Origin of the sequence: Pseudomonas argentinensis, from assembly GCF_001839655.2 — a bacterium.
Classification (GTDB): Bacteria; Pseudomonadota; Gammaproteobacteria; order Pseudomonadales; family Pseudomonadaceae; genus Aquipseudomonas; species Aquipseudomonas argentinensis_B.
Window position 1 is genome coordinate 2,375,469 of the sequence record NZ_CP056087.1, and the last position, 26,788, is coordinate 2,402,256.

The window sequence follows — 26,788 nt, forward strand, 5'->3', positions numbered from 1 at the left end:
GTGGGATCGCTCAGTCATTTGCAGATCGGGCGTCAGTGCCCCATCAACCAATGCTGATGAGGGCCGGGCAGGGTCCACAGGCCGAACAGCATCACCAGCAGGCCGCCGGCGATGCGCACCCCGCGCCGGCGCAGCAGGCCGACCAGGCGCTCGGCTGCCAGCCCGGTGGCCAGCAGCACGGGCAGGGTACCGAGGCCGAAGGCGAACATCAGGGCGGCGCTGCGCAGGGCATCACCCTGGCTCGCCGCCCACAGCAGGGTGCTGTACACCAGGCCGCAGGGCAGCCAGCCCCACAGGCCGCCGAGAACCATGGCACGCGGCACATTGGTGATCGGCATAAGGCGCCGGGTGAACGGTTGCAGACGGCGCCACAGCCCACGGCCGAGCGCTTCGATACGCGTCAGGCCGCTCCACCAGCCGGCCAGGTACAGGCCCATGGCGATCAGCAGCAGGCCGGCGATGCTGCGCAGCACAGAGGCCAGCGGCCCGCTGGCCAGGGCCCAGCCGGCCAGGCCGAGCAGCAGGCCGGCAGTCGTATAGCTGAGAATGCGCCCAGCGTTGTAAGCGACCAGCAACTGCAGGCGCTGCTGGCGCCGTTCGGCCGGGATGGCCAGGGTCAGCGCGCCCATCAGCCCGCCGCACATGCCCAGGCAATGGCCGCCGCCGAGCAGGCCGAGGATCAGCGCGGAGAGCAGTTGTGGCAGCAGGTCAGTCATGGTCTTTCGGCGTGGGCTCGTCTTTGGCCTGTTTCACCGCCGCCTGGTGGCGTGGGTCATCGTCATCGAAGAGGATGCGGTGCGCCGGGCTGTCGAGGTCGTCGTACTGGCCACTGTCCACCGCCCAGAAGAACAGCCACACGGCGAAGGCGACCAGCAGCAGGGCGACGGGAATCAGGATGTACAGCGCGGTCATGGTGCTTTCCCCAGGCGCAGTGCGTTGAGTACCACCAGCAACGAGCTGAGCGACATGCCCAGGGCGGCCCAGATCGGGGTGATCCAGCCCAGGGCGGCGAAGGGCAGCACCAGGCCATTGTACAGGCCGGCCCAGGCTAGGTTCTCGATGATGACCGTGCGGGTGCGGCGTGCCAGGCGCAGGGCATCGACCAGGCTGGTCAGGCGGTTGGAGAGCAGCACGGCGTCGGCGCTGGTCTTGGCCAGATCCGAGGCCGAGCCCATGGCCACGCTGATGTCGGCGCCGGCGAGCACCGGCACGTCGTTGACGCCGTCGCCGAGCATCAGCACGCGGCGGCCTTGCGTCTGCAGATCACGCAGGATGGCCAGCTTGGCGTCCGGGGTCAGCCCGCCGCGTGCCTGGTCGATACCCAACTGGCGGGCCACTTCGCCGACCATGGGCGAGCTGTCGCCGCTGAGCAGCAGGATCTGCCAGCCACGCCCGCGCGCCGCCTCGACCAGGGCCGGCGCATCGTCGCGCAGGCGGTCGTCGAGTACGAACCAGGCCAGCGGCCGCTGTTCGTCACCGAGCAGCAACCATTGGCCCTGTTCCCCGTTGAAGGCCGGTGCGGGGCTGGCGCTGAGTGCGCTGACGAAAGCGGCCTGGCCGATACGCAGCCGGCGCCCCTCGACCACACCTTCCAGGCCCAGCCCTGGCACGTTGTGCAGCGCCTCGACCCGTGCCGTGGCATGGCCGAAGGCGCGGGCGATCGGATGTTCCGACTGGCTTTCCAGCGCCGCGGCCAGGGCCAGGCAGGTGTCGCCATCCAGATCGCCGAGGGGATGCACGGCGCGCAAGGTCAGACGGCCTTCGGTGAGGGTGCCGGTCTTGTCGACGATCAGCGTGTCGATCTGCTCCAAGCCTTCGAGCACATGGCCGCGGGTCAGCAGCATGCCGAGTTTGTGCAGGGTGCCGGTGGCGGTGGTCAGCGCGGTGGGTGTGGCCAGGGCAAGGGCGCAGGGGCAGGTGGCGACGAGCAGGGCCAGCACCACCCAGAACGCCCGCGACGCATCGAGCTGCCACCAGACCAGGCCGACGATGGCCGCCACCACCAGCACGATCAACAGGAACCATTGCGCCACCCGGTCGGCGATCTCGGCCAGGCGCGGCTTGTCGCTCTGGGCGCGCTCGAGCAGGCGGACGATGGCCGACAGCCGGGTGGCATCGCCCAGCGCCTGCACCTCGACGGTCAGCGGCCCCTCGACATTGAGGGTGCCGGCGGTCACGCCATCGCCGACGCCGCGTGGCTGTGGCAGGTACTCACCGGTGAGCAGGGATTCATCGACGCTGGACTGCCCGGCCAGTACCTGGCCGTCGGCCGGGATCAGCGCACCCGGCGGCACCAGCACCTGGTCGCCGGGTTGCAGCTCGCTGAGCAGGATGCGCTGGCCCTGGCCCTGTTCATCCAGGCGCAGGCACGAGGCTGGCAGCAACTTGACCAGTTGCGCGGTGACCGCGGCGGTGCGTTCCCGGGCGCGGCGTTCCAGGTAGCGACCGCTGAGCAGGAACAGGGCGAACATGCCCACCGCATCGAAATACAGCTCGCCATGCCCGCTGACGGTGGACCAGATGCCCGCCGCGTAGGCGCCGCCGATGGCCAGCGACACCGAGACGTCCATGCTCAGGTGGCGGGTGCGCAGGTCGCGCAGGGCGCCGCGGAAGAACTGGCCGCAGCAGTAGAAGACGATGGGGGTGGTGAGAAACAGGCTGACCCAGCGCAGGATGCTGTCCAGCTCCGGGCTCAGGTCGACGTTGAACTCCGGCCAGGTGGCCATGCTCGCCATCATCACCTGCATCCACAGCAGCCCGGCCACGCCCAGCTGGCGCATGGCGCGGCGGTTTTCCCGGGTCAGTTGCTCGGCGGCGGCATCCGCCTGCCAGGGATGGGCGGCGTAGCCGATGCCACGCACTTCGCCGAGCAATTGGCTCAGGGCAGGGCGCTGGCGCTCCAGCGCACCCGCAGGCGATGGTTGGACAGGTTCAGATGGGCCTCGGCCACACCAGGCAGGGCATTGAGGTGCTTTTCGATCAGCCAGCCACAGGCCGCGCAACTGATGCCCTCTATCAGCAGGCTGGTTTCGCTCCATTCGCCGCTTTGTTCGACGAAGGGCTGCTGCACGTCGCGGCGGTCATACAGGGCCAGCTCGTCGGGCAGCGCCTGGGGCAATTGCCGGGGATTGTTGGCCGCTTCGCTGCGGTGGCGGTAGTAATGCTCCAGGCCGTTCTGCACGATGGTTTCGGCCACCGCCTGGCAGCCCGGGCAGCACAGCTCCCGCGACTGGCCCAGCACCACGGCCGTGAAGCGGCTACCCGCCGGCACCGGCAGGCCGCAGTGGTAGCAGGGGGCCGGGCTGCTGCGTTCGAGCGGCGCGCCGGTGGCAATCGAGGTGTCGATCAGTGTTCATCCCCGAGCTGGAGGCTCTTGCCGGGTTGCAGGGTTTCTTCCTCGAACAGGCGCCAGTCCTGGCCGCCTTCCTGGCCGATCAGCTCGACGAAGCGCCGGCCCTGCACGCTGTCCTGCAGGCTGCCGCGGTACAGGCCCTGGCCCTGAGACTGCAGCACCACGCGGCGGTCGCGCTCCGGCTGGGTCGGCGATACCAGGTTGAGCACCAGTTGCGCCGGCGCGCTGGCGCCGTGCAGTTGCAGCTCGGCGGTGCCGCGTTCGTCGTCCAGGTCCAGCGTCGCCTGCAGCTTCAGGCGGACTGCCAGGTACTCGCGCTCCAGAGACTGGTTGATACCCTTGCCGACGTCGTAATAGTCGTCGGAGATCAGCCCCGGCGGGTTGCGGGTGGCGATGGTCAGCAGGGTCAGCCCCTGGATCACCGAGTAGCCGAGCAGGGCGATCAGGAACCAGGGCCAGAACTGTTTGTACCAGGGGGCGGGTTGGGGGTCTTCGTTCATGGCTGGATGGATCCTTCACATTTGCGGTTTGTGACAATTACCGTATTGTCAGTGCGTTCATTTCCGCTCTGACGAGCGGGTTTCTTTTGGCATTGCCCGGATGGCCGGCCCCGCCAAAAGAAACCAAAAGGTCTAGCCCCGACATCCGGCCCCAGCTTCGCTGGGGTTCCCTCGCTCCATCATTGCTCCGGGGGCCGGCCTGGAAGGGCCATCCCTGGCCCATCAGGCCTCTCGCCGCATCCATGCTGCTCGTCCCCCTGCACAATGATTCCACTCGGCCTCCTGAAGGGGCGTTTGTTTGTCGCCTGGGCATCCTGTGTGAAATCACATCAAAAAGCCCGAGCTGACGTTCAGGCTATCTCACGCTCGGGCCGATAAAGCGGCTGCTGGCGTCGTTGTGGATGCTGTCGTCGTCGGTGGCACGGATATGGAAGGTGATCTCGTTGGTGCTCGATGGCAGCTTCTCGGCGTCGATGGACAGCTCCACCGGCATCGCCAGCACTTCGCCGGCCAGGGCGCGGACTTCGCGGCGGCCTTCGTAGACCAGGCCGTCCAGGCCCTCGGCCTCGATGCGGTAGACGATGTCCTGCTGGGCCTTGTTCATGATCTTCAGGGTGTAGACGTTCTCGATCCGGCCCAGCTCGTTCTCGCGGTAGAGTACCCGATCCTTGAGCACGTCCAGCTCCACCAGCGGGCGGTTGCTCACCGCCCAGGCGAATACCGCCAGCATGGCCAAAAGGGCGATGGCATAGCCGATCAGCCGCGGGCGCAGCAGGCGGGTCTGCTGCCCCGAGAGGTTGTGCTCGGTGGTGTAGCTGATCAGCCCGCGCGGGTAGTTCATCTTGTCCATGACGGCGTCGCAGGCGTCGATGCAGGCGGCGCAGCCGATGCACTCGATCTGCAGGCCGTCGCGGATGTCGATACCGGTGGGGCACACCTGCACGCACAGGGTGCAGTCGATGCAGTCGCCCAGGCCCTGAGCCTTGTGGTCGGCGCTCTTCTTGCGCGGGCCGCGGGCTTCGCCACGGCGCGGGTCATAGGAGACGATCAGGGTGTCCTGGTCGAACATCACGCTCTGGAAGCGCGCATAGGGGCACATGTGAATGCACACCTGCTCGCGCAGCCAGCCGGCATTGCCGTAGGTGGCGAGGGTGAAGAAGGCAATCCAGAACAGCGCCCAGCCGCTGGCCTCGAAGGTGACCAGTTCGGCGAGCAGCTCGCGGATCGGCGCGAAATAGCCGACGAAGGTCAGCGCGGTGACCAGGGAAACGCCCAGCCAGATGCTGTGCTTGGCGAAGCGGCGGATGAACTTGTCCGCGCTCATCGGCGCCTTTTCCAGCTTCATGCGCTGGTTGCGGTCGCCCTCGGTGACCTTTTCCGCCCACATGAAGATCCAGGTGAACACGCTCTGCGGGCAGGTGTAGCCGCACCACACCCGGCCGGCGAACACGGTGATGAAGAACAATCCGAAGGCGGCGATGATCAGCAGCGCCGAGAGCAGCACGAAGTCCTGGGGCCAGTAGGTGGCGCCGAAGATGTGGAACTTGCGCTCGGGCAGGTTCCACCACACCGCCTGGTGGCCGTCCCAGTTCAGCCACACGGTGCCGAAGTAGAGGATGAACAGCAGGGCCCCGCCAGCGCGCCGCAGGTTGCGGTAGAAGCCGCTGAAGGCGCGGGTGTGGATCTTCTCGCGGCTGGCATAGAGGTCGATGGTCTCGCCGGCGGGCGGCGTGACGTTCTTGACGGGGATCTGTTGGCTCATCGAGGGCTACCACAACGGTTGGTCGGGCCTGCCGCGACCGATACGTGCCGGTCGCGATCGTTCGCTGCGCCGATGGTACGCCGCCAGGCCGGATCGGGCTTGCGGCTACCCGTCGCAGGGTAGGTGCAGGGCCATGCTAGGCGTTGCATGATCAAGTCGTCCTGACCCAGATCAGTGCACTCAATCTTTCTGCCGGCTTTGCGCTTCTGCCTGCGCCTTGTCGCGTTGCGACAGGCTGTACACGTAGGCGGCCAACAGGTGCACCTTGTCGTTGCCGAGAAAGTCCGCCTGCGCCGGCATCTTGCCGCTGCGTCCATAACGGATGGTCTGCTGCACCTGGGCGAAGCTGGAGCCGTACAGCCATGCCTTGTCCGTCAGATTCGGCGCGCCGAGCAGCTGCAGGCCCTTGCCATCGGGGCCGTGGCACATGGCGCAGTTGCTGGCGTAGAGCTGTTTGCCCGCGTTTAGATCGACGGCGATGTCCGCCGGGTTTTCCAGGTTCGAGAGACTGCGCACGTAGCCGGTGACGTCGCGCACGCCGTCGTCGCCGAGAATGGTCTGCCAGGCCGGCATCACGCCCTGGCGGCCCTGCAGGATGGAGGTCTTGATGGTTTCCGGGTCGCCGCCGTACAGCCAGGCGTCATCGGTCAGGTTGGGAAAACCGAAGGCGCCCTTGGCGTCGGCGCCGTGGCACGTGGCGCAGCTGTTGGCGAACAGCCGGCCGCCGATCTTCAGCGCCTGTTCGTCCCTGGCCAGCTCGGTGATCGGCATGGCGGCGTACCCGGCGAACAGCGGGCTGTAGCGCGCATCGGCCTCGGCCATCTCGCGCTGCCACTGGCCGACCTGGGTCCAACCCCCGTCATAGCCGGGCAGCAGGCCCTTGAAGTTGCCCAGCCCGGGGTAGAGCAGCAGGTAGCCGAAGGCGAATGCCAGGGTGCCTAAAAACAGCAGAAACCACCAGCGCGGCAGCGGGTTGTCGTATTCCTCGATGCCGTCGAAGTTGTGCCCGGTGGTCCGCTCGCTGTCGCCCGGGCGCTGACCCTTGCGGGTGGCGATCAGCAGCCAGGCCAGGCCCAGCAGCGTGCCCAGGGTGGTCAGGGCGACGAACAGGCTCCAGAAGGTGCTCAAGGCTTGTCGTCCCCAGCCTTCTGGTCCTGCTGGCTGGCGCTCTGCGGCTCGTCGGCGAAGGGCAGGTTGGCCGCCTCGTCGAAGCTGGACTTGCGCTTGCTGCTGTAGGCCCAGAGCACCACGGCGATGAAGGCGATGAGCACCACCGCGGTACCGATGCCGCGGATGGTGCCGATGTCGGTCAAAAAGGCTGGCATGGCGTCACCGCTTGTTGGGAATCGCGGTGCCGAGCACCTGCAGGTAGGCGATCAATGCATCCAGCTCGCTCTTGCCTGCCACCGCCTCGCGGGCCTTGGCGATATCCTCGTCGCTGTAGGGAATGCCGAAGCCCTGCATGACCTTGAGCTTTTCGGCGCTCAGGGCGCCGTCGAGCCTGCGCTCGGCCAACCAGGGGTAGGCGGGCATCTTCGATTCCGGCACCAGGTCGCGGGGATTGATCAGGTGGGTGCGGTGCCAGTCGTCCGAGTAGCGCCCGCCGATCCGCGCCAGGTCCGGGCCGGTGCGCTTTGAGCCCCACAGGAAGGGGTGATCCCACACGCTTTCACCGGCCACCGAATAGTGGCCGTAGCGCTCGGTTTCGGCGCGGAACGGGCGGATCATCTGCGAGTGGCAACCCACGCAGCCTTCGCGGATATAGATGTCGCGGCCTTCGAGCTGCAGCGCGGTGTAGGGCCGCATTCCGGCCACCGGCTCGTTGACCACGTCCTGAAAGAACAGCGGCACGATCTGGGTCAGGCCGCCGATGCTCACGGCGATGACCATCAGCAGGGTCATCAGGCCGAGGTTCTTTTCGATCAGGTCGTGCTTCATCGCCCGGCCCCCCCGTTTTGCGCCAGGGGAATACGCGCGCCGGCGTCGTACTCGGCCGGCCGGGCGGCGCGAATGGTGCGCCAGGTGTTCCAGGCCATCAGCAGCATGCCGGTGAAGAAGATCGCGCCGCCGATCATGCGCACCAGGTAGCCCGGGTGGCTGGCCGATACGGACTCGATAAAGGAGTAGGTGAGCGTGCCGTCTTCATGCACCGCCCGCCACATCAGGCCCTGGGTGATGCCATTGACCCACATGGCGACGATGTACAGCACGGTGCCGATGGTGGCGAGCCAGAAGTGCAGGTGGATCGCCGCCAGGCTGTGCATCTGCTCGCGGCCGAACACCCGGGGGATCAGGTGATACAGCGCGCCGAAGGTGATCATCGCCACCCAGCCCAGGGCGCCGGCGTGTACGTGGCCGATGGTCCAGTCGGTGTAGTGGGACAGCGCGTTGACCGTCTTGATGGCCATCATCGGCCCCTCGAAGGTGGACATGCCGTAGAACGCCAGGGAGACGACCAAGAAGCGCAGGATCGGGTCGGTGCGCAATTTATGCCAGGCGCCGGAGAGGGTCATCATGCCGTTGATCATGCCGCCCCAGCTCGGTGCCAGGAGGATGATCGACATCACCATGCCCAGGCTCTGGGCCCAGTCCGGCAGAGCGGTGTAGTGCAGGTGGTGCGGGCCGGCCCAGATGTACAGGGTGATCAGCGCCCAGAAGTGCACGATCGACAGCCGGTACGAGTAGATCGGCCGATTGGCCTGCTTGGGCACGAAGTAATACATCATCCCCAGAAAACCGGTGGTCAGGAAGAAACCCACGGCGTTGTGGCCGTACCACCACTGGATCATCGCGTCGGTGGCACCGGCATACATCGAATAGGACTTGAAGGGACTGACCGGCACGGCGGCGCTGTTGACCAGGTGCAGCATGCCGGTGACCAGGATGAATGCGCCGAAGAACCAGTTGGCCACGTAGATATGCCGGGTGCGGCGCTTGAACAGGGTGCCGAAGAACACGCCGATATAGGTGAACCAGACGATGCCCAGGAGGATGTCGATGGGCCATTCCAGCTCGGCGTATTCCTTGCTGCTGGTGTAGCCCAGCGGCAGGCTGATCATCGCGGCGACGATCACCGCCTGCCAGCCCCAGAAGGTAAAGGCCGCCAGGCGGTCGGAAACCAGCCGCACCTGGCAGGTGCGCTGCACCACGTAATAGCTGGTGGCGAACAGCGCGCAACCGCCGAAGGCGAAGATCACCGCATTGGTGTGCAGCGGGCGCAGGCGGCCGAAGCTGGTCCAGGGCAGGTCGAGGTTCAGTTGCGACCAGACCAGTTGCGCGGCGATGAACACCCCCAGCGCCATGCCCACCACGCCCCAGAACACGGTCATCACCGCGAACTGGCGCACCACCTTGTAGTTGTAGGCAGCCGGACTGCTTGCTGGGCTCATGCTGGGTTCCACGCTGGGCTGGGCGCTGCCGCGGGGCGACAGGCATTTCAGGCGGCGCGAGTATCCCCGACCGGCAGGGGTGGTGCAATGCGTGGGAAATGTGGTGCAAGGGTTCTGTCAGCAGCCTTGGCTGGCGCGGACATTGCTCGTTCGGGCGAGCGCAGAGGGATTGGGGGTAGCCTCGGTAGAGCGAAGCGAAACCCGGGAATGCACTCCCAGGTTTCGCCTCAGGGTTACTTGCTCGTTTCGGCGGTTTTGCTACGGCTCAGGCTCAGCACATAGGCCGCCAGCAGGTGCACCTTGTCGTTGCCCAGGTACTGCTCCTGGGCCGGCATCTGGCCATTGCGGCCATAGCGGATGGTCTGCTGCAGCTGCGCCAGGCTCGAGCCGTAGATCCAGCCACCCGGGTGAGTCAGGTCCGGCGCGCCGAGCACTGCCATGCCGTTGCCCGCCGGGCCATGGCAGGCCACGCAGGTGGTGGAGAACAGCTGCTTGCCCTGTTCCAGGTCGACGTTGCTGCCCTCGGCCAGCGGCAGCCCCGCCAGTTCGTGGCGTACGTAGCCGGCGACGTTGCGCACCCCGTCATCACCGAGTACCTGGCCCCAGGCCGGCATCACGCCAATGCGCCCGTTGAGGATGATGGTCTTGATGGTTTCGGCGTCGCCACCCCAGCGCCAGTTCTCGTCGGTCAGGTTGGGAAAGCCCACCGCGCCCTTGGCGTCCGAGCCGTGGCAGATCGAGCAATAGGTGGCGAACAGCCGGCCGCCCATCTTCAGCGCCTGCTCGTCCTGGGCCACCTGTTCCAGGGGCATGGCCGAGTACTTGGCGAAGATCGGCCCGTACTGTGCGTCGGCCTTGGCCACCTCCCGTTCCCACTGGGCGACCTGGGTCCAGCCATCCTCATAGCCGGGCAGCAGGCCCTTGAAGTTGCCCAGGCCAGGATACAGCGCCAGGTAACCGGCGGCGAAGATCAGCGTGCCGAGAAACAGCATGAACCACCAGCGCGGCAGGGGGTTGTCGTACTCCTCGATGCCGTCGAAGGAATGGCCCATGGTCTGGTCCGTGATGTTCTTGCGTTCCCCCTTGCGTGTGGCGAACAGCAGCCAGAACAACGCGACCAGGCTGCCGAGGGTCAGCAGCGTGATGTACCCGCTCCAGAAAGTGCTCATGGGGTGTCTTTCCTTACTGCTGCTTTGTTGGGTTCATCGGCGAAGGGCAGGTTCGCCGCATCCTCGAAGGCCTTGGCGCGCTTGCCGCTGTAGGCCCACAGCGTCACGCAGGTGAAGGCGATCAGTACCAGGGCGGTACCGATGCCGCGCACCATGCCGATGTCGATCAGGTCGGTAAGCATGGGATCACCTCTTGTTCTTCAGCGCAGTGCCGAGCACTTGCAGGTAGGCGACCAGGGCGTCCATCTCGGTCTTGCCCTTCACCGCGGCGGTGGCGCCGGCGATGTCCTCATCCGTGTAGGGCACGCCGAGAAACTGCATGGCCTTGAGCTTGGCGGGGGTGTCCTTGCCGTCCAGCACGTTCTCGACCAGCCAGGGGTAGGCGGGCATCTTCGATTCCGGCACCACGTTGCGCGGGTTGTAGAGGTGCGCGCGGTGCCACTCGTCCGAGTAGCGGCCGCCAACCCGGGCCAGGTCCGGGCCGGTGCGCTTGGAACCCCACAGGAAGGGGTGGTCCCACACGCTTTCGCCAGCCACCGAGTAGTGGCCGTAGCGCTCGGTTTCGGCGCGGAACGGGCGGATCATCTGCGAGTGGCAACCCACGCAGCCTTCCTTGATGTACACGTCGCGGCCTTCGAGCTGCAGCGCGGTGTAGGGCTTCATGCCGGCCACCGGCTCGTTGACCACGTCCTGGAAGAACAGCGGGACGATCTGCGTCAGCCCGCCGATGCTGACGGCGAACACCATCAGCAACGCCATCAGGCCGACGTTCTTTTCGACGATTTCGTGTTTCATCAGTGGGCTCCCTCAACCGAGTAAAGAGCTGCAGCTTCGAGTTCTTCCGGCTTGCTGGCGCGTACGGTCTGCCAGGTGTTCCAGGCCATCAGCAGCATGCCGGTGAAGAAGATCGCGCCGCCGATCACCCGCACCACGAAGCCGGGATGGCTGGCTTCCAGCGCCTCGACGAAGGAGTAGGTGAGCGTGCCGTCGCTGTTCACCGCGCGCCACATCAGGCCCTGGGCGATGCCGTTGACCCACATCGAGGCGATGTACAGCACGGTGCCGATGGTGGCGAGCCAGAAGTGCGCGTTGATCAGGCCGATGCTGTGCATCTGCTCGCGACCGAACACCTTGGGAATCATGTGGTACAGCGAGCCGATCGACACCATGGCGACCCAGCCAAGGGCCCCGGCGTGCACGTGGCCGATGGTCCAGTCGGTGTAGTGGGAGAGGGCGTTGACGGTCTTGATGGCCATCATCGGGCCTTCGAAGGTGCTCATGCCGTAGAACGCCAGGGACACCACCAAGAAGCGCAGGATCGGGTCGGTACGCAACTTATGCCAGGCGCCCGAGAGGGTCATCATGCCGTTGATCATGCCGCCCCAGCTTGGCGCCAGCAGCACCAGGGACATCACCATTCCAAGCGACTGCGCCCAGTCCGGCAGGGCGGTGTAGTGCAGGTGGTGCGGGCCGGCCCAGATGTACAGGGTGATCAGCGCCCAGAAGTGCACGATCGACAGGCGATAGGAATACACCGGGCGCCCGGCCTGCTTGGGCACGAAGTAATACATCATGCCCAGGAAGCCCGCAGTCAGGAAGAAGCCCACCGCGTTATGGCCGTACCACCACTGGATCATCGCGTCGGTGGCGCCGGCATACAGCGAGTAGGACTTGGTCAGGGTGACCGGCACTTCCAGGTTGTTGACCACGTGCAGCAGCGCCACGGTGAGGATAAAGCCGCCGAAGAACCAGTTGCCCACATAGATGTGGCTGACGTTGCGCTTGATGATGGTGCCGAAGAACACGATCGCATAGCTGACCCAGACGATGGTGATCAGGATGTCGATCGGCCATTCCAGCTCGGCGTATTCCTTGGAACTGGTGTAACCCAGCGGCAGGGTAATGGCCGCCAGCAGGATCACCAGTTGCCAGCCCCAGAAGGTGAAGGCCGCCAGCTTCGGTGCGAACAGCGTGGCCTGGGAGGTGCGCTGTACGGCATAGTAGCTGGTGGCGAACAGGGCGCAGCCGCCGAAGGCGAAGATCACCGCGTTGGTGTGCAGGGGCCGCAGGCGACCGAAGCTGGTCCACGGCAGGTCGAAGTTGAGCCACGGCCAGGCGAGCTGCGCCGCGATAAGCACGCCGAGCCCCATCCCGACTATGCCCCACACCACCGTCATGATGGCGAATTGGCGAACCACCTTGTAGTTATAGGCGGAACTGGTTGTTGTGTTCATGTCTGGGTTTCCATCCACGGTTATGGGCAGATCATCTGCAGCCCCCGCGCACGGACAAATCCGTACAGGAAAAAGGGCTTTTTTATGAGCGAGGCAAGCATGCGAGAAGGGCAACGAAGCGGTATTGACGCCGGTCAACAGGCACAGGAAAGCCCGGCGCCAGCGCTGCTCTGGGATCGGCGGACGGGCGCCAGCCAGGCCACGCTGATCCTCGCCCACGGCGCCGGCGCGCCAATGGACAGCGACTTCATGAACCTTATGGCAGGCAAGCTCGCCGCCCGTGGGCTGACGGTGGTGCGCTTCGAGTTCGACTACATGGCCGCGCGCCGCCAGGACGGCAAGAAACGCCCGCCCAACCCCCAGGCCAAACTGCTCGACTGCTGGCGAACCGTGTATGCCGCCGTGCGACACCAGGTCTCGGGCCCGCTGGCCATCGGCGGCAAGTCCATGGGCGGGCGCATGGCCAGTCTGCTGGCGGACGAATTGCAGGCGGATGGCCTTGTTTGCCTGGGTTATCCCTTCCACGCCATCGGCAAGGCCGACAAACCGCGCACTGCGCACCTGGCCGACCTGAAAACGCCGACCCTGATCGTGCAGGGCGAGCGCGACACCATGGGCGACCGTCACACCGTCGCCGGGTATCAGCTCTCGGCGGCCATCGAGCTGTGCTGGCTGACGGCAGGCGACCACGACCTCAAACCGCTGAAGGTGTCCGGGTACAGCCACGAGCAGCATCTGGAATCGGCGGCGGATGCGGTCGTGGGCTTCCTGCGCGAGCACGCCAAGAAGCGCTGAAAGCGGGCCTGCGTCGCAGCCCTGGCGCACCTGGCTGGTTACTATCGACTGCTGGGAGTGAGGCAGGAAAATCAGGGATGCATTACCGCGACGTGCTGCAGATTCACCGAAGCGCCAAGCGCTTCAAGCGCCTGGCCCTCTGGGCGGCCGTCCTGCTGTGCCTGATCATGCTGCTTGGCAGGAGCAAGTGGTACCTGGCGGGCGTGCCGGCGAACCCGGAATCCGTGGAGATGATGAAGGAATACGTGCGCGGCGCTGGCGCCGATCCCAATACGCTGATTCTCAGTGACCACCATGGCACCTGCGGCAGGTTCAGCTATATCGACCGAGATGGAAAACGTACGTCGCCCATGGGTTTCGTGGCCGTTCCAGGGCAGGGCGTGGCGCCAAGTGTACTTGCGGACGAGTGGAACAAGAGCCGCTGCGCCGGGCCGCGTTCGGCTCCCTGATCGTTTAGGGCGTTTATTCGGATAGTGCCCAAGCAGAGCGCTGGAACGATCAAGTTTTTATGTGCATGAAGCGGCAGTCTGTAGGGTGGACGACGCTTCACCCGTCCACCGCTCTGCAATCGCAACGGTGGATGAAAAAAGCGCCATCCACCCTACGGCTGCAAACGCCGATAACGCGTTGAGCAATCTTGGAACGAAGCAGAAAAAGGATCGTTGTCCGATTTCAACTCACCACTTTTGAATAGCTGGCGCGATCAATATCCGCGACCTCAACAGTGAGCGAGCAGTGTGGGCGTTCAATCGTTTGCAACTGAGCGAGCACGGATTTCGACAGTATCTGTTTCTGCTCGGTGGTTCTGCCTGACAAGATTTTCATCGTGACATGGACGAAATCGCATTTTTCTGGCCCGGTAAGATAGCTTTGGTAAGCAATGGCTCGGACTTTTATATCGCTGCCATTAGATTCAAAGAGCCCGGTATTCAGCGCCCCAGAAAATACCAAGGGTAAGAGAGCTTCACCGTCCAGAGAACCCGAGTGTTAAATAATGCAATGTGGCATAAAGTTGTCCGCAGATAGCGCAAGTTAAAGTAGATATCAATCAATTGTAGTGCGATGTCTCATTCGTCCACTGCTTTGAGATTGCGGCGGTGAATGAAAAGGCATCCACACTACATGTTATTCCTTTAGCCGCTGCCCGCAGTGCAGGCAGTTCGCGGTTGCCGGGTCATGGTAATCGCCGGCCCGCTCGTCAACCTTGTGATGGGGCGTATTGCGGCAGTTAGGGCAGGTGTAGCGCTCCAGCAGTTGATGCTGGCGATACAGGTTGAGTAGTCCACCGGCAATGATCACGGCCAAGGCGATCACCACGGCGTCAGAGGCGCCGAAGGCCACCAGCAGGAACAGGGCGGTCACCAGTACGCCAAGCAGCGACTGCAGGAAGTCCACATGGTGGCGCTGGCGGTTGTAGGCATCCTTGTCCATGGTAAAAATCCTTGTTTTCGGGGAGCCGCTGCCAGGCTCTGTACGAAAAGTGCGTTCGCTCGGAGACTTTTCGTACAGACCCTAGCATGGCGACTGTTTCATGGCCCGGCCCAGCGTCGATAACAATTGAAGCAGTTTCGCTAGTGAGCCGCCGTGTCCTGGTTCTCGGCGGCTTCGGCCTCCAGCTTCGCTCGGTCCGCCTTGCTGATGTATTTGGGCTTGCTGTTCTTGGGCGCCAGCTTGGCGTTGGCCTTCTTGGCGTGGGCATCCAGCAACTGCTTGATCTTCTTGCGGCGATTCATGGTGCTACCTGCGTCTTGATCGGTGGTTTGGTGTGGGGTTCAGCCTGCAGCCTTCGTCAGCCCCATGCCCTGGCTTGCCGGTGCCGTAAGCGCAAAGCCGAACTGCTGATAAAGGCGATAGGCCTCACCGTCCGCGATCAGGCTGATGTATGCGGATTCTGGCACCTCGCGGGCGATGTAATCGCTGATCGCGGCCATGATCATCTTGCCCAGCCCCCGGCCCTGATGGGCCGGCAGCACCGCGATATCCACCACCTGATAGAACGCGCCGCCATCACCGAGCACCCGGCCCATGCCGACCGGCTCCCCGGCGCAAAGCACCTGTACGGCGAACAGGCTATGGGCAGGCCACGGGTCGCCGCCTCGACAGTCTTGGCGCTCAGCCCGGCTGCGGTACGCAGATGGCGATAGGTTTCCACCGACGGAACGGCATACACGAGGGAATAGGCTGTTTCGGTCATTCGATGAGTCCTTTACTGGGCATGATACGCCGCCTGCGATGAACGGCTGCCAGATGATTACCGATGAAGAGGTGTTGACGCGAATCAGCGCACGTCGCCGTCGATAAGGGCTGAATGGTAGCGCGCTAACAACAACGGTACGGCCGTCTCGCGCCAGAACTTCAGGCTGATATGGCCCGACGACATGCCGCCGTGGGCGTGCCTCTCAACGAATACCGACGACTCGTGCGCGGTTATCGGCAAGCCAACCAGGCGCTCGAAGGTGGCCTCGAAGATTTCGGCCAGTTGCGCCTCGCTTGGCGGAAGCGGCTGCGTGGCCAGCACCTCGCTCATTTCCAGCCACAGATAGGGATCACCCCGACAGCCCCAACTGATGGGCTCAGGCTGAAAGAGGTCGGATAGGGTGGTGATGGACATCGATTGAGGTAGCCTCTGCTCTGGTCTATGCGGCAAGTTAGTCTACGTCTGTGGCATTGCGCAGCCGTATGGCCCGGGCCGCTATATAGACGCGATTAGACGCCTCATCCAGCGACTCCATGCCAGCAATGAAGCAGCCATTTTGCCACGGCGCGTAATCGTTGAAGCTGCCCATGCCGCCGTAAACGGACATCACCGAACACGCCAGGCCCGTCAGTTCTTCCCCATCGTAACGGCTGCCTGCCAGCGCTCGGGCTGTCGCCAGGCAATGGCGAAAATGCGTGTCCCAATGGCTATGCGGGTCGAGGGCGAGAATATCGCTGAGCACCGCAAGGTGAGCGATCAGTTCATTCAGTTGGGGTTGCGGATTGGTCATGGTGCGCCGTGTGAGTTTGTATCGAACGGGAATATGCCTCAGGCGTTTCGACGCTCAGGCTCTGGCCCATGGATAAATACCGTGTAGGTATCGGCAGGTCGATTACCGTCCGCCCGGTCAAGGGCATGGCCGCTGGCGCCGCGATGATAGGTGCCGTGGTTGACCAGATGAAAGATCGCCTCCTCACGGCTCAGCATGCCCTGTTTTCCATCCGCGAAAACAAAGCGAATAGGCTCCTGAAGTTGCGCTGGATTAAGCAATCGAGGTACGTGGTCAGCCAGTTTCGTAGGGTGGACGACGCTTTATCCGTCCACCAGTTTCAGAGTGCAATGGTGGATGAAAAGAGCGTCATCCACCCTACTTGCTGGTCAGTTCATCTATTTTTGTCCGATTGCATGGTTGTGAATGGAGAAATCTGCGATTAGGTTTAGATCGTCAATTAAGTTAGAAAGCATTGTATTTGTAGATATTGTGTAGGTTTTACTTTCTATAGAGCTTGCGCCGGCACTTATTATTGGGATTCTTATGCCTGCATTAAGACTCTCTGTTTTGGTTATGGATGTTATGGGCCTGAAATCTGATATGTCTTCGTGTTTTGCAGATATGTAATCTTTGTCCAGATAGATTAATGACTCCAAGAACCCCTTTCTTATTCACGACTGAGTCCTCTAGGTGAAATTCCGCTAACGCTGGCAGCATGCGCGCGCACGGAATGAAGCCGAAGACGCGACCTAGTGGGCGTCGCTGTACCTGCCCTGGTTAGGCATTTCTGTAATGATCCTCAAGCCAACTCAAGGCCTCGTCAGCAGTATAAATAGTAGGATCATAGACGGCGTAGGCATTGCCTCCATGAACAATGTATTTGCCTACGACCTTGACCTCTCCCGAGAACCCAACCTCGTTTAACTTTCGACAAAGCTGATCCTCACCGTGCTCATACACCACGCGTGTATAGTCCATCACGGTGTCAGAGACTATTCCATGCCGGTTAAAACTTGCCATCGCCTCGGCAACATCTACAGATGAAATATTTTTGATCGTCTCTAGCACTTCATGGAGTGAATCGCTCGATATACTGCTCATACATTGCGCTCAATTGCCTACCGATTAAACCGCGCCACCAACGAATACTGCCCCTGCGCCGTACTGGTCAGTTCTTCACTCAACAACGCCGTGCTTTGTGCCTCGCCCGCCGTCTGGTCGGACAGTTGGGCGATGGTGGTGATATTGCGGCTGATTTCGTCGGCCACGGCGCTTTGTTCTTCGGCGGCGGCGGCGATCTGGTCGGCCATTTCGTTGATATTGGCCACGGCGTCGCTGATGCCGGCCAGGGCCTGGTCGGCCTGTTGTACGCGCTCGACGCCTTCGTCGGCCTGTTTGCGGCCGATGTCCATGGTCATTACGGCTTCGTCGGCGGTGCGTTGCAGTTTGGCGATCAGGGCGTGGATCTGGCCGGTGGATTCGGCGGTGCGCTGCGCCAGGGAACGGACTTCATCGGCGACCACGGCGAAGCCGCGGCCCATTTCGCCGGCGCGGGCGGCTTCGATGGCGGCGTTGAGTGCCAGCAGGTTGGTCTGGTCGGCGATGCCCTTGATCACGTCGACCACGCCGCCGATCTCGTTGCTGTCCTGGGCGAGGCGGGTGACGGCTTCGCCGGTTTCGCCTACCGAGAGGGAAAGGCGCTGGATCGCTTCGCGGGTTTCGCTGGCGATGCCGCGGCCTTGCTGGGTCAAGCGGTTGGCTTCCTGGGTGGCGATGGCGGTGCGTGCCACGTTGTTGGCCACTTCCAGGGTGGTGGCGGCCATTTCGTTGACGGCGGTGGCGACCTGGTCGGTCTCCTCACGCTGGCGTTGCAACCCGGCGGAGCTGTTATGGGCCAGCAGGTCGGCCTGCTTGGCTTGTTTGGCCAGGTTCTCGGCGCTGTCCTGTAGGCGAGTGAGGCAGGTTTTCAGCCGTGCTTCCTGGCTGAGAATGGACAGTTCCAGGCGGCCTTCGACGCCACGGTTGTCGGTGTACATCTGCGCGATCAGCGGATCGGACGTCGTCTGCTCGGCCAGTTGCAGCAGGCGCTTGGTGCCGCGGCTCTGCCATGCCAGGCCAAGCAGGCCGAGGGGGATCGACAGCGCCGCAGCGGCGGCGAAGCCCCAGGTGCTGTCCAGCCAGGCGCCAACCAGGAAGCCCACCTGACTGACCAGAATGAACGGCAGCCAGTTCTGCAGCACTGGCAACCAGCGGTCGCGATTGGGGATGGCGGCCTTGCCGGCGTTGATACGGGAATAGAGGGCCTGGGCGCGCTGCACCTGTTCGGCGGTGGGCTTGCTGCGCACCGACTCGTAGCCGGTGACCTTTCCGTCATCCAGCACCGGCACCACGTAGGCGTTGACCCAGTAGTGATCGCCGTTCTTGCAGCGGTTCATGACGATGCCCATCCACGGTCGGCCCGCTTTCAGGGTTTCCCACATATGGGCGAACACCGCGGGCGGCACGTCCGGGTGGCGGACCAGGTTGTGTGGCGCGCGGATCAGCTCGTCGCGGGAGAAACCGCTGATGTCCACGAAGGCATCGTTGCAGTAGGTGATCTGGCCCTTGAGGTCGGTGGTCGAGATCAGGCGTTGCTGCGCTGGAAATGTCCGCTCGTTGCCGGTGATGGGCTGGTTGTTACGCATGGCATCTACCCTGATGTCAGTGCGATGCCTGGTGGGAGCTAGGGCAGGCTGGCGGCGAGTCGCGATGCCTACAGACTATGGCCTTGGGCCTTGACCCGGTGCGGCTGAGCCGGCCGCTCCTACAGACAACGCTTTTATGGTTATCGCTTACGCGTGGCAGGGCTGCAGTGTAACCAATATTCGAGGTTCGTCACATTTTGACGCCGGTGAAGCAGCAGTCCATTGGTAGGAGGCGTAGCTGGCATGAGAGAACCCGGGTGTCGCTGCGCTCGACCCGGGCTACGGAGAATCTCGTGCAGCGGCGCCGTGAGCATCAGCTGGCGATCAGCTGGCGCAGCACATAGTGAAGGATGCCGCCGGCCTTGAAGTACTCGACCTCGTTGAGGGTGTCGATACGGCAGAGCAACTCGACGCTTTCCAATTTGCCGCCTTCACGGGTGATCTCCAGCTTCAGGGGCATATGCGGGCGCACCTCGACGCCATCCAGGCCCTTGATCGCCAGGGTTTCCTTGCCGGTCAGGCCCAGGCTCTTGCGATCCGCGCCGCCGGTGAACTGCAGCGGCAGCACGCCCATGCCCACCAGGTTGGAGCGGTGGATGCGCTCGAAGCTCTCGGCGATCACCGCTTTGACGCCCAGCAGGTTGGTGCCCTTGGCCGCCCAGTCGCGACTGGAGCCGGTGCCGTATTCCTTGCCGGCGATCACCACCAGTGGCGTGCCCTCCTGCTGGTAGCGCATGGAGGCGTCGTAGATCGCCAGCTTCTCGCCGCTGGGCACGTGCAGGGTGATGCCGCCTTCCTCGCCGTCGAGCATCTCGTTGCGAATACGGATATTGGCGAAGGTGCCGCGCATCATCACTTCATGGTTGCCGCGGCGCGAGCCGTAGGAGTTGAAGTCGCGGGGCTCGACGCCTTGCTCGCGCAGGTAGCGACCGGCCGGGCTGTCGGCCTTGATGTTGCCGGCCGGGGAGATGTGGTCGGTGGTTACCGAGTCGCCGAGTAGCGCCAGGATGCGCGCGTTGGCGATATCGGTGATCGCCGGCGGCGCCTGGTCGATGGCCTCGAAGAAGGGTGGGTGCTGGATATAGGTGGAATCGTTCTGCCAGGTGTAGGTATCGGCTTCCGGCACGGCAATGGCCTGCCACTGCTCGTCGCCGGCGAACACCTCGGCGTATTCCTTGCGGAACATGGCGGTGTCGACCTTCTGCACCGCCTCGGCGATTTCCTTCTGGCTCGGCCAGATATCGCGCAGGTACACCGGCTTGCCGTCGCGGTCTTCACCCAGCGGCTCCTCGGCGATATTCACCCGCACGCTGCCGGCCAGGGCATAGGCGACCACCAGGGGGGGAGAGGCCAGCCAGTTGGTCTTCACCAGCGGGTGCACGCGGCCCTCGAAGTTGCGGTTGCCGGATAGCACCGAGGCGACGGTCAGGTCATGTTCCTGAATGGCCTTCTCGATCGGGTCCGGCAGCGGGCCGGAGTTGCCGATGCAGGTGGTGCAGCCGTAGCCGACCAGATCGAAGCCCAGCTTGTCGAGGTATTCGGTCAGCCCCGCAGCGGCGAAGTATTCGGTGACCACCTTGGAGCCGGGCGCCAGCGAGCTCTTCACCCAGGGCTTGCGCTTGAGGCCTTTTTCCACTGCCTTCTTGGCCAGCAGGCCGGCGGCCATCATCACGCTCGGGTTGGAGGTGTTGGTGCAGGAGGTGATCGCGGCGATCACCACGGCGCCGTCGCTGATCGGATGACGGTGGCCGTCCATCTCGTAGTAGATTTCGTTCTGCGCGGCATTGCCGACGGCCACGCCACCGCCGCCTTCGCTTTCCAGGCGACCTTCCTCTTTACGCGGCGGCTTGAGCTGTAGGCCGAGGAAGTCTTCGAAGGTCTGGCCGACCTGGGGCAGAGCGACGCGGTCCTGCGGGCGTTTCGGGCCGGCCAGGCTGGCTTCGACCTGGCCCATGTCCAGTTCCAGGGTGTCGGTGAATACCGGCTCGCTGCCAGCCTGGCGCCACAGGCCCTGGGCCTTGGAGTAGGCCTCCACCAGCTTGACGGTCTCGTCGGGGCGGCCGGACAGGCGCAGGTAGTCCAGGGTGATGTCATCGACCGGGAAGAAGCCGCAGGTCGCACCGTATTCCGGCGCCATGTTGGCGATGGTGGCGCGGTCGGCCAGGGGCAGTTCGGCCAGGCCGTCGCCATAGAACTCGACGAATTTGCCGACCACGCCTTTCTTGCGCAGCATCTGGGTGACGGTCAGCACCAGGTCGGTGGCGGTGATGCCTTCCTTGAGCTTGCCGGTCAGCTTGAAGCCGATCACTTCGGGAATCAGCATGGACACCGGCTGGCCGAGCATCGCCGCTTCCGCCTCGATGCCGCCGACGCCCCAGCCGAGCACGCCGAGGCCGTTGATCATGGTGGTGTGCGAGTCGGTGCCGACCAGGGTGTCGGGGTAGGCGTAGGTCACGCCGTCGTCTTCCTTGGTCCACACGGTGCGGCCCAGGTACTCCAGGTTGACCTGGTGGCAGATGCCGGTGCCTGGCGGCACCACGCTGAAGTTATCGAAGGCGCTCTGGCCCCAGCGCAGGAAGGCATAGCGCTCGCCATTGCGCTGCATTTCGATCTCGACGTTTTCGCCAAAGGCTTCGGGGCTGGCGAACTTGTCGACCATCACCGAGTGGTCGATCACCAGGTCCACCGGCGACAGCGGGTTGATCTTCTGTGGGTCGCCGCCGGCCTTGGCCATGGCGTCGCGCATGGCGGCCAGGTCCACTACCGCCGGCACTCCGGTGAAATCCTGCATCAGCACGCGGGCGGGGCGGTACTGGATCTCGCGGTCGGAGCTGCGTTTGTGCAGCCAGTCGCTGATGGCCTGCAGGTCGTCCTGGGTCACGGTCTTGTCGTCCTGCCAGCGCAGCAGGTTTTCCAGCAGCACTTTCAACGACACCGGCAGCTTGTCGATGTCGCCCAGCCTCTTGGCGGCGTCCGGCAGGCTGAAGTAATCGTAGGATTTGCCGTCCACCTCGAGGGTGCGGCGGCAGTTCAGGCTATCGATGGAAGGCATCGTGCATCTCCTCATGGCTTGCACGGTACAAGCCGTTCTGGTTTGGCAGAGCTTCTGCGACTCTGCGCGAGAGTTCCCTGGGGCGGCTCGTGTGGCGTGCGGTGAGCCGTCGCCTGATGGTGCGCCTGTCGAGCATAGTCCGTCGGCGCAGCCGGCGATGCCGGGATGCTGTTCTCTGGACAGGGAGCAGAGGCCCTGGGTTCCGGTTTTCGCTATCATGCCCGCCCCAAGGAGAGTGTCGATGAATACGTTGTTGCTGCACTGCCGCCCCGGCTTCGAGAACGAGGTATGTTCGGAGATTTCCGAGCATGCGGCGCGCCTCGAGGTGCCCGGTTACGCCAAGGCCAAGCCCAATACCGCCCACGCCGAATTCATCTGCAGCGACGCGGCGGGCGCCGAGCGGCTGATGGCCGGGCTGCGCTTCAGCCAACTGATCTTCATCCGCCAGTGGGCGCGCGGCGCCTTCATCGAGCTGCCCGAGAAGGATCGTATCAGCGTGTTGCTCGAGCACCTGGCGCCGCTGCCGACCTTCGGCAGCCTGTGGCTGGAGGTGTTCGACACCAACGACGGCAAGGAGCTGTCCGGCTTCTGCAAGAAGTTCGAAGGCCCGCTGCGCAAGGCCCTGATGGCTGCCGGCCGGCTTGCGGAAAACGCCCATGCGCCGCGCCTGCTGCTGACCTTCAAGAGTGGTCGCGAGGTATTTCTCGGCATGGCCGAGGCGAACAACTCGGCGATCTGGCCCATGGGCATTCCGCGCCTCAAGTTCCCCCGCGAGGCCCCAAGCCGCTCGACCCTGAAGCTCGAAGAGGCCTGGCACACCTTCATCCCCCGCGAGCAGTGGGACGAGCGCCTGTCGGACGAGATGACCGGCGTCGACCTCGGCGCCGCGCCGGGTGGCTGGACCTATCAGCTGGTACGCCGTGGCATGCTGGTCACCGCCATCGACAACGGCCCGATGGCCGAAAGCCTGATGGATACCGGCCTGGTCAAGCACCTGATGGTCGACGGCTTCACCTGGAAGCCCAGGCAGCCGGTGGACTGGATGGTCTGCGATATCGTCGAGAAGCCCGCACGCAGTGCCGCGCTGCTGGAAACCTGGATCGGCGAGGGACATTGCCGCGAGGCGGTGGTCAACCTCAAGTTGCCGATGAAGCAGCGCTACGCCGAGGTGCAGCGCCTGCTCGAACGCATTGCCGAAGGCCTGGCGGCGCGCAAGGTCAAGGCGACCATTGCCTGCAAGCAGCTGTATCACGACCGCGAGGAAGTGACCTGCCACCTGCGCCGCCTCGGCAAGTAGGCCAAACAGTTACGCCGCCCAGGCGGCAGGCGACTCCATGAACACTGCACGTACCCATGACGCGGAGCCCGTGATGCTCGATTCGACCCCTGATGACACCCTCGACGCTACCGGCCTGTTCTGCCCCGAGCCGGTGATGATGCTGCACAACAAGGTACGCGACCTGCCGGCCGGTGGCCTGCTCAAGGTGATCGCCACCGACCCCTCGACCCAGCGCGACATTCCCAAGTTCTGCGTGTTTCTCGGCCACGAGCTGGTGGAGCAAGCGCAGGATGCCGAGACCTACCTGTACTGGATTCGCAAGAAGGTTGATTGAGCGAGGCTAGGCGGGCATTAGGCGACCCATGTGGGAACGGGCCATGCCCGTTAAAAATCGCGGGCATGGACTAGGCGTCCCCGCCCGCTCCCACAGAGGATCGCTGTCTTCTGCCCACCATTGATATCGCAGAGCGGAGAGCGGCTGCATTCGCAGTCCGTAGGGCGGACCGGAACGCCGGCCGCTCAGGAGCGTCAGCGAACAGTCCGCCGATTCACTCGGTTCGGTAGTACCACACGCGCCCAGCACTCCAAAGGCGTACTGCTTCGCGAGTACGCCCTACCTATCTAGACAGCTGCCTTCATCCGAATCCGCCGCCTGGCACTGCTTTTCAGACGCAGCGTCAACATCAGCGCCGCACAGGTCAGGCCGACGATCAGCCCCTGCCACAGCCCGGCCGGGCCGCTGGCGGCGCCGAGCAGGTCGGTCAGGCCCAGCAGGTAGCCGACCGGCAGGCCGATGCCCCAGTACGCGAACAGGGTCAGGATCATCGTCGCCCGGGTGTCCTGATAGCCGCGCAGCGCGCCGGCGGCGGTGACCTGGATGGCATCGGAGAACTGGAACAGCGCGGCGTAGACGATCAGCGCCACGGCCACTTCGATCACTTCAGGTGCCGAGGAGTAGATACGCGCAATGGGCTCCAGCATCAGCAGCATGCAGCTCGCCGATACGCAGGCGTAGGCCAGCGCCGTGGCGATACTCACCCCGGCAGCGAAGCGCGCCTCCCGTGGTTGCTCGCGGCCGAGTGCCTGGCCGACGCGCACGGTGGCGGCCATGCCGATGGAATAGGGGATCATGAACACCAGCGAGGCGAAGTTCAGGGCGATCTGGTGCCCGGCGACCACCGTGGCGCCCAGGCCGCCGATCAGCAGGGCAATGACCGCGAAGATGCTCGACTCGGCGAACACCGCGATGCCGATTGGCAGGCCGATGCCCAGCAGCCGCTTGATCAGCGTCCAGTCCGGCCAGTCGAAGCGTCGCAGTGGTGTGGTGTGCGCGTAGACCGGCGCGCGGCGAATCCACCAGAGCATGCCCAGTAGCATGAACAGCATCGCCAGTGCCGTGGCCCAGCCGCAGCCAACGCTGCCCAGCGGCGGCAGGCCGAGCTTGCCGTAGATCAGCACGTAGTTAAGCGGAATGTTCGCCAGCAGGCCGAGCAGGCCCACCACCATGGCCGGGCGGGTGCGGCCCAGGCCATCGCTGTAGCAGCGCAGTACATGAAATAGCGCCACGCAGGGCATGCCGAACGCCACGCCGTGCAGGTAGCCCATGGTCGGTTCGATCAGGTCTGCGTCGACCTTCATCAGGTGCAGCACGAACTCGGCATTCCACAGCAAGGTGCCGGCCAGGGCGCCTACCGCCAGGGCCAGCCACAGGGCCTGGCGCACCAGCGGCCCGATCTCACCATGCTGCCCCGCGCCGAAGCGCTGGGCGACCTTGGGCGTGGTGGCCAGCAGGATGCCGGTCATCAGCAGGAACACCGGTACCCAGATCGAGTTGCCAAGGGCCACGGCGGCCAGGTCGCGGGCGCTGTAGCGCCCGGACATCACGGTATCGACGAAGCCGACGGCGGTGTACGCCAACTGCGCGATGATGATCGGAGTAGCGAGAGCCAGCAGCGTGCGCAGTTCGGTGCGCACCCGCTGCAGGCGGGAGTGGGCAGGCATGACGAGGTTCACTGGGCAGAGAAAACCGCACAGTCTACGCGCTGACGGATCGGTCAGGAAAGGCGAACCGCCGCGCTTGCAGGTAGAATGCCCACCGGTTTGTGGAGAGCTGCCATGCGCATCGTTGCCGACGAAAACATCCCCCTGCTCGACGAATTCTTCACCGGTTTCGGCGAGATCCGCCGCTTGCCCGGGCGCGCCATCGACCGCGCGGCCGTGGACGATGCCGAGTTGCTGCTGGTGCGCTCGGTCACCCCCGTGGACCGCGCGCTGCTCCAGGGCAGCCCGGTACGCTTCGTTGGCACCTGTACCATCGGCACCGACCATCTGGATCTCGACTATTTCTCGGAGGCGGGCATCGCCTGGAGCAGCGCACCGGGTTGCAATGCGCGCGGGGTGGTCGACTACGTGCTCGGCAGCCTGCTGGTACTCGGCGAGCGCCTGGGCGCCGACCTGGCGCAACGCACCTACGGCGTGGTCGGCGCAGGCCAGGTCGGCGAGCGACTGATCAGGGTGCTGCGCGCCCTGGGCTGGCGGGTGCTGGTCTGCGATCCGCCCCGGCAGCGCGGCGAAGGCGGCGATTATGTGAGCCTGGAGCAGATCGTCGAGCAGTGCGACGTGATCAGCCTGCACACCCCGCTGACCCGCGAGGGCGAGTTCGCCACCCGGCATCTGCTCGACGCCGATCTGCTGGAGCAGCTGCGCCCCGGCACCTGGCTGCTCAACGCCAGCCGTGGCGCGGTGCTCGATACCGTGGCGCTACGCACGCACCTGCAGCGCGGCGCCGATCTGCATGTGGTGCTGGACGTATGGGAGGGTGAGCCCCTGGTCGATCTCGAACTGGCCGCGCTGTGCCATATCGCCACGCCGCACATCGCCGGCTACAGCCTGGACGGCAAGCTGCGCGGCACGGCGCAGATCTACCAGGCGTTCTGCCGACACCAGGGTATCGAACCGGCTATCTCGCTGGACGCCTTGACTCCGCCCCGCTGGCTGCAGCGCCTGAGCATTAACGCGGGCAGCGATCCGGCCTGGGCCTTGGCCACGGTATGCCGCGCCGTCTACGACCCGCGGCGCGACGATGCGGATTTGCGCCGCAGCCTGGTGGTCGAGGAGCAGGCACGCAAGGCCGGCTTCGACCTGCTGCGCAAGCGTTATCCCATGCGGCGTGAGATAGAAGGGCTGGAAGTCGAGCTGCTCGGCGTGGACGAGCCCCTGGGTGCGCTGATCAGCGCGCTGGGCGCGCGCGTGATCCACGTGAGATAACAGAGCGTGCGCTGTGCCAACTGGTCAGCGGGAGGTGTCCTGCTGGTTGGTTGTCGCGTCCTTGTCGAGTTCGCTGCATGCTTGCTGGATCATGCTTTCGGTAATCGGAATTTCCTGACCATTGGGGTCGATCAGCGCGCCGTGGGCGAGCTCACATTCGCTGTTCGACTGCTGTGCCTGTTGCTTGTCGGGGCTGCTCATCATGGTCTCCTCATCAGGTGGTAGGCGCATCGTCGATGGCATCCCTGCATGACGACGTTATCTAGTGATGGGGGCTTCCCGATATGGCTTCAATCGTGCCCAGCCATACTGTCGCAAAAAATTACCATTTAAAGA

Annotated in this window: 29 protein-coding genes and 1 pseudogene; 5 read left to right on the plus strand and 25 right to left on the minus strand. The window is 64.3% G+C overall.

Features of this window, described 5'->3' with window-relative positions; translation table 11 throughout:
* Nucleotides 1-32: 32 nt before the first annotated feature.
* From SA190iCDA_RS10640 to ccoN (SA190iCDA_RS10700), 13 genes and pseudogenes are all read right to left on the minus strand, one after another.
* Nucleotides 33-716 (minus strand): sulfite exporter TauE/SafE family protein, encoded by a 684-nt coding sequence (locus SA190iCDA_RS10640; protein ID WP_070887093.1) that lies wholly within the window; start codon nucleotides 714-716, stop codon nucleotides 33-35.
* Nucleotides 709-912, minus strand: a complete 204-nt coding sequence (ccoS, locus tag SA190iCDA_RS10645) for a cbb3-type cytochrome oxidase assembly protein CcoS (RefSeq protein WP_070887092.1) — start codon at nucleotides 910-912, stop codon at nucleotides 709-711. Before ccoS ends, SA190iCDA_RS10640 begins: the two co-directional genes overlap by 8 nt.
* Nucleotides 909-3,334 (minus strand): annotated as a pseudogene (locus tag SA190iCDA_RS10650) (heavy metal translocating P-type ATPase). The gene ccoS and the pseudogene SA190iCDA_RS10650 overlap by 4 nt, the downstream one beginning before the upstream one ends.
* Nucleotides 3,335-3,345: 11 nt before the next feature.
* Nucleotides 3,346-3,852 carry a FixH family protein gene (locus tag SA190iCDA_RS10655; RefSeq protein WP_070887090.1) on the minus strand — a complete coding sequence of 169 codons (507 nt, stop codon included), beginning with the start codon at nucleotides 3,850-3,852 and terminating at the stop codon, nucleotides 3,346-3,348.
* A 355-nt stretch (nucleotides 3,853-4,207) separates the two neighbouring features.
* Nucleotides 4,208-5,614 (minus strand): cytochrome c oxidase accessory protein CcoG, encoded by a 1,407-nt coding sequence (gene ccoG, locus SA190iCDA_RS10660; protein ID WP_070887089.1) that lies wholly within the window; start codon nucleotides 5,612-5,614, stop codon nucleotides 4,208-4,210.
* Nucleotides 5,615-5,794: 180 nt separating this feature from the next.
* Nucleotides 5,795-6,742 (minus strand): cytochrome-c oxidase, cbb3-type subunit III, encoded by a 948-nt coding sequence (gene ccoP / locus SA190iCDA_RS10665; protein WP_070887088.1) that lies wholly within the window; start codon nucleotides 6,740-6,742, stop codon nucleotides 5,795-5,797.
* Complete coding sequence (locus SA190iCDA_RS10670; RefSeq protein WP_070887087.1) at nucleotides 6,739-6,939, minus strand: CcoQ/FixQ family Cbb3-type cytochrome c oxidase assembly chaperone; 201 nt, start codon at nucleotides 6,937-6,939, stop codon at nucleotides 6,739-6,741. Before SA190iCDA_RS10670 ends, ccoP (SA190iCDA_RS10665) begins: the two co-directional genes overlap by 4 nt.
* A gap of 4 nt (nucleotides 6,940-6,943) precedes the next feature.
* Nucleotides 6,944-7,552, minus strand: coding sequence for a cytochrome-c oxidase, cbb3-type subunit II (ccoO, locus tag SA190iCDA_RS10675; protein WP_070887086.1), 609 nt, complete (start codon nucleotides 7,550-7,552; stop codon nucleotides 6,944-6,946).
* Nucleotides 7,549-9,003 carry a cytochrome-c oxidase, cbb3-type subunit I gene (gene ccoN / locus SA190iCDA_RS10680; protein ID WP_070887085.1) on the minus strand — a complete coding sequence of 485 codons (1,455 nt, stop codon included), beginning with the start codon at nucleotides 9,001-9,003 and terminating at the stop codon, nucleotides 7,549-7,551. The genes ccoO (SA190iCDA_RS10675) and ccoN (SA190iCDA_RS10680) overlap by 4 nt, the downstream gene beginning before the upstream one ends.
* Nucleotides 9,004-9,236: 233 nt before the next feature.
* Entirely contained in the window at nucleotides 9,237-10,172 is a 936-nt protein-coding gene (gene ccoP, locus SA190iCDA_RS10685) for a cytochrome-c oxidase, cbb3-type subunit III (RefSeq protein ID WP_070887084.1), read from the minus strand.
* Nucleotides 10,169-10,354, minus strand: a complete 186-nt coding sequence (locus SA190iCDA_RS10690; RefSeq protein ID WP_013791955.1) for a CcoQ/FixQ family Cbb3-type cytochrome c oxidase assembly chaperone — start codon at nucleotides 10,352-10,354, stop codon at nucleotides 10,169-10,171. Before SA190iCDA_RS10690 ends, ccoP (SA190iCDA_RS10685) begins: the two co-directional genes overlap by 4 nt.
* Before the next feature lie 4 nt (nucleotides 10,355-10,358).
* Nucleotides 10,359-10,967: a cytochrome-c oxidase, cbb3-type subunit II gene (gene ccoO, locus SA190iCDA_RS10695; protein WP_070887083.1), complete on the minus strand. Its 609-nt coding sequence runs from the start codon at nucleotides 10,965-10,967 to the stop codon at nucleotides 10,359-10,361.
* The gene (gene ccoN, locus SA190iCDA_RS10700; protein ID WP_070887082.1) at nucleotides 10,967-12,406 is read right to left on the minus strand and encodes a cytochrome-c oxidase, cbb3-type subunit I; all 1,440 of its coding nucleotides are present in this window, start codon (nucleotides 12,404-12,406) and stop codon (nucleotides 10,967-10,969) included. The genes ccoO (SA190iCDA_RS10695) and ccoN (SA190iCDA_RS10700) overlap by 1 nt, the downstream gene beginning before the upstream one ends.
* A 99-nt stretch (nucleotides 12,407-12,505) precedes the next feature.
* On the opposite strand from ccoN (SA190iCDA_RS10700), the gene SA190iCDA_RS10705 reads away from it, so the two are divergent.
* Nucleotides 12,506-13,201, plus strand: a complete 696-nt coding sequence (locus SA190iCDA_RS10705; RefSeq protein ID WP_070887114.1) for an alpha/beta family hydrolase — start codon at nucleotides 12,506-12,508, stop codon at nucleotides 13,199-13,201.
* A gap of 77 nt (nucleotides 13,202-13,278) precedes the next feature.
* A complete protein-coding gene (locus tag SA190iCDA_RS10710; RefSeq protein ID WP_070887081.1) occupies nucleotides 13,279-13,650 on the plus strand; it encodes a hypothetical protein in 372 nt (123 codons plus the stop codon).
* 223 nt (nucleotides 13,651-13,873) lie between these two features.
* On the opposite strand, the gene SA190iCDA_RS23395 is transcribed toward SA190iCDA_RS10710, so the two are convergent.
* The 10 genes from SA190iCDA_RS23395 to acnA form a co-directional block, all read right to left on the minus strand.
* Entirely contained in the window at nucleotides 13,874-14,152 is a 279-nt protein-coding gene (locus tag SA190iCDA_RS23395; RefSeq protein ID WP_205881608.1) for a 5-carboxymethyl-2-hydroxymuconate isomerase, read from the minus strand.
* Between the two features lie 174 nt (nucleotides 14,153-14,326).
* Nucleotides 14,327-14,632: a hypothetical protein gene (locus tag SA190iCDA_RS10715; RefSeq protein WP_070887080.1), complete on the minus strand. Its 306-nt coding sequence runs from the start codon at nucleotides 14,630-14,632 to the stop codon at nucleotides 14,327-14,329.
* Between the two features lie 140 nt (nucleotides 14,633-14,772).
* Nucleotides 14,773-14,934 (minus strand): DUF2986 domain-containing protein, encoded by a 162-nt coding sequence (locus tag SA190iCDA_RS10720; protein ID WP_070887079.1) that lies wholly within the window; start codon nucleotides 14,932-14,934, stop codon nucleotides 14,773-14,775.
* A 39-nt stretch (nucleotides 14,935-14,973) separates the two neighbouring features.
* A complete protein-coding gene (locus SA190iCDA_RS10725; RefSeq protein ID WP_236101164.1) occupies nucleotides 14,974-15,228 on the minus strand; it encodes a GNAT family N-acetyltransferase in 255 nt (84 codons plus the stop codon).
* 251 nt (nucleotides 15,229-15,479) lie between these two features.
* Nucleotides 15,480-15,812 (minus strand): hypothetical protein, encoded by a 333-nt coding sequence (locus SA190iCDA_RS10730; RefSeq protein ID WP_070887078.1) that lies wholly within the window; start codon nucleotides 15,810-15,812, stop codon nucleotides 15,480-15,482.
* 37 nt (nucleotides 15,813-15,849) lie between these two features.
* Nucleotides 15,850-16,188 (minus strand): DUF6966 domain-containing protein, encoded by a 339-nt coding sequence (locus SA190iCDA_RS10735; RefSeq protein WP_070887077.1) that lies wholly within the window; start codon nucleotides 16,186-16,188, stop codon nucleotides 15,850-15,852.
* A 38-nt stretch (nucleotides 16,189-16,226) separates the two neighbouring features.
* Nucleotides 16,227-16,385, minus strand: a complete 159-nt coding sequence (locus tag SA190iCDA_RS10740) for a DinB family protein (protein ID WP_236101167.1) — start codon at nucleotides 16,383-16,385, stop codon at nucleotides 16,227-16,229.
* 562 nt (nucleotides 16,386-16,947) lie between these two features.
* Entirely contained in the window at nucleotides 16,948-17,271 is a 324-nt protein-coding gene (locus SA190iCDA_RS10745; protein ID WP_070887075.1) for a hypothetical protein, read from the minus strand.
* Nucleotides 17,272-17,288: 17 nt separating this feature from the next.
* Nucleotides 17,289-18,854, minus strand: coding sequence for a methyl-accepting chemotaxis protein (locus tag SA190iCDA_RS10750; protein ID WP_070887074.1), 1,566 nt, complete (start codon nucleotides 18,852-18,854; stop codon nucleotides 17,289-17,291).
* 313 nt (nucleotides 18,855-19,167) lie between these two features.
* Entirely contained in the window at nucleotides 19,168-21,906 is a 2,739-nt protein-coding gene (gene acnA / locus SA190iCDA_RS10755; protein WP_070887073.1) for an aconitate hydratase AcnA, read from the minus strand.
* Nucleotides 21,907-22,147: 241 nt separating this feature from the next.
* Between acnA and rlmM the strand changes: the two genes are divergently transcribed.
* Nucleotides 22,148-23,203 (plus strand): 23S rRNA (cytidine(2498)-2'-O)-methyltransferase RlmM, encoded by a 1,056-nt coding sequence (gene rlmM, locus SA190iCDA_RS10760; protein WP_070887072.1) that lies wholly within the window; start codon nucleotides 22,148-22,150, stop codon nucleotides 23,201-23,203.
* A gap of 73 nt (nucleotides 23,204-23,276) precedes the next feature.
* Nucleotides 23,277-23,519 (plus strand): sulfurtransferase TusA, encoded by a 243-nt coding sequence (gene tusA, locus SA190iCDA_RS10765; protein ID WP_070887113.1) that lies wholly within the window; start codon nucleotides 23,277-23,279, stop codon nucleotides 23,517-23,519.
* A 287-nt stretch (nucleotides 23,520-23,806) separates the two neighbouring features.
* Here the strand turns inward: tusA and SA190iCDA_RS10770 are convergent, their stop codons facing one another.
* A complete protein-coding gene (locus SA190iCDA_RS10770; protein ID WP_070887071.1) occupies nucleotides 23,807-25,186 on the minus strand; it encodes an MATE family efflux transporter in 1,380 nt (459 codons plus the stop codon).
* A 114-nt stretch (nucleotides 25,187-25,300) separates the two neighbouring features.
* On the opposite strand from SA190iCDA_RS10770, the gene pdxB reads away from it, so the two are divergent.
* Nucleotides 25,301-26,452: a 4-phosphoerythronate dehydrogenase PdxB gene (pdxB, locus tag SA190iCDA_RS10775; RefSeq protein WP_070887070.1), complete on the plus strand. Its 1,152-nt coding sequence runs from the start codon at nucleotides 25,301-25,303 to the stop codon at nucleotides 26,450-26,452.
* Nucleotides 26,453-26,476: 24 nt separating this feature from the next.
* On the opposite strand, the gene SA190iCDA_RS10780 is transcribed toward pdxB, so the two are convergent.
* Complete coding sequence (locus SA190iCDA_RS10780; RefSeq protein WP_170833972.1) at nucleotides 26,477-26,653, minus strand: PA1571 family protein; 177 nt, start codon at nucleotides 26,651-26,653, stop codon at nucleotides 26,477-26,479.
* Nucleotides 26,654-26,788: the final 135 nt, after the last annotated feature.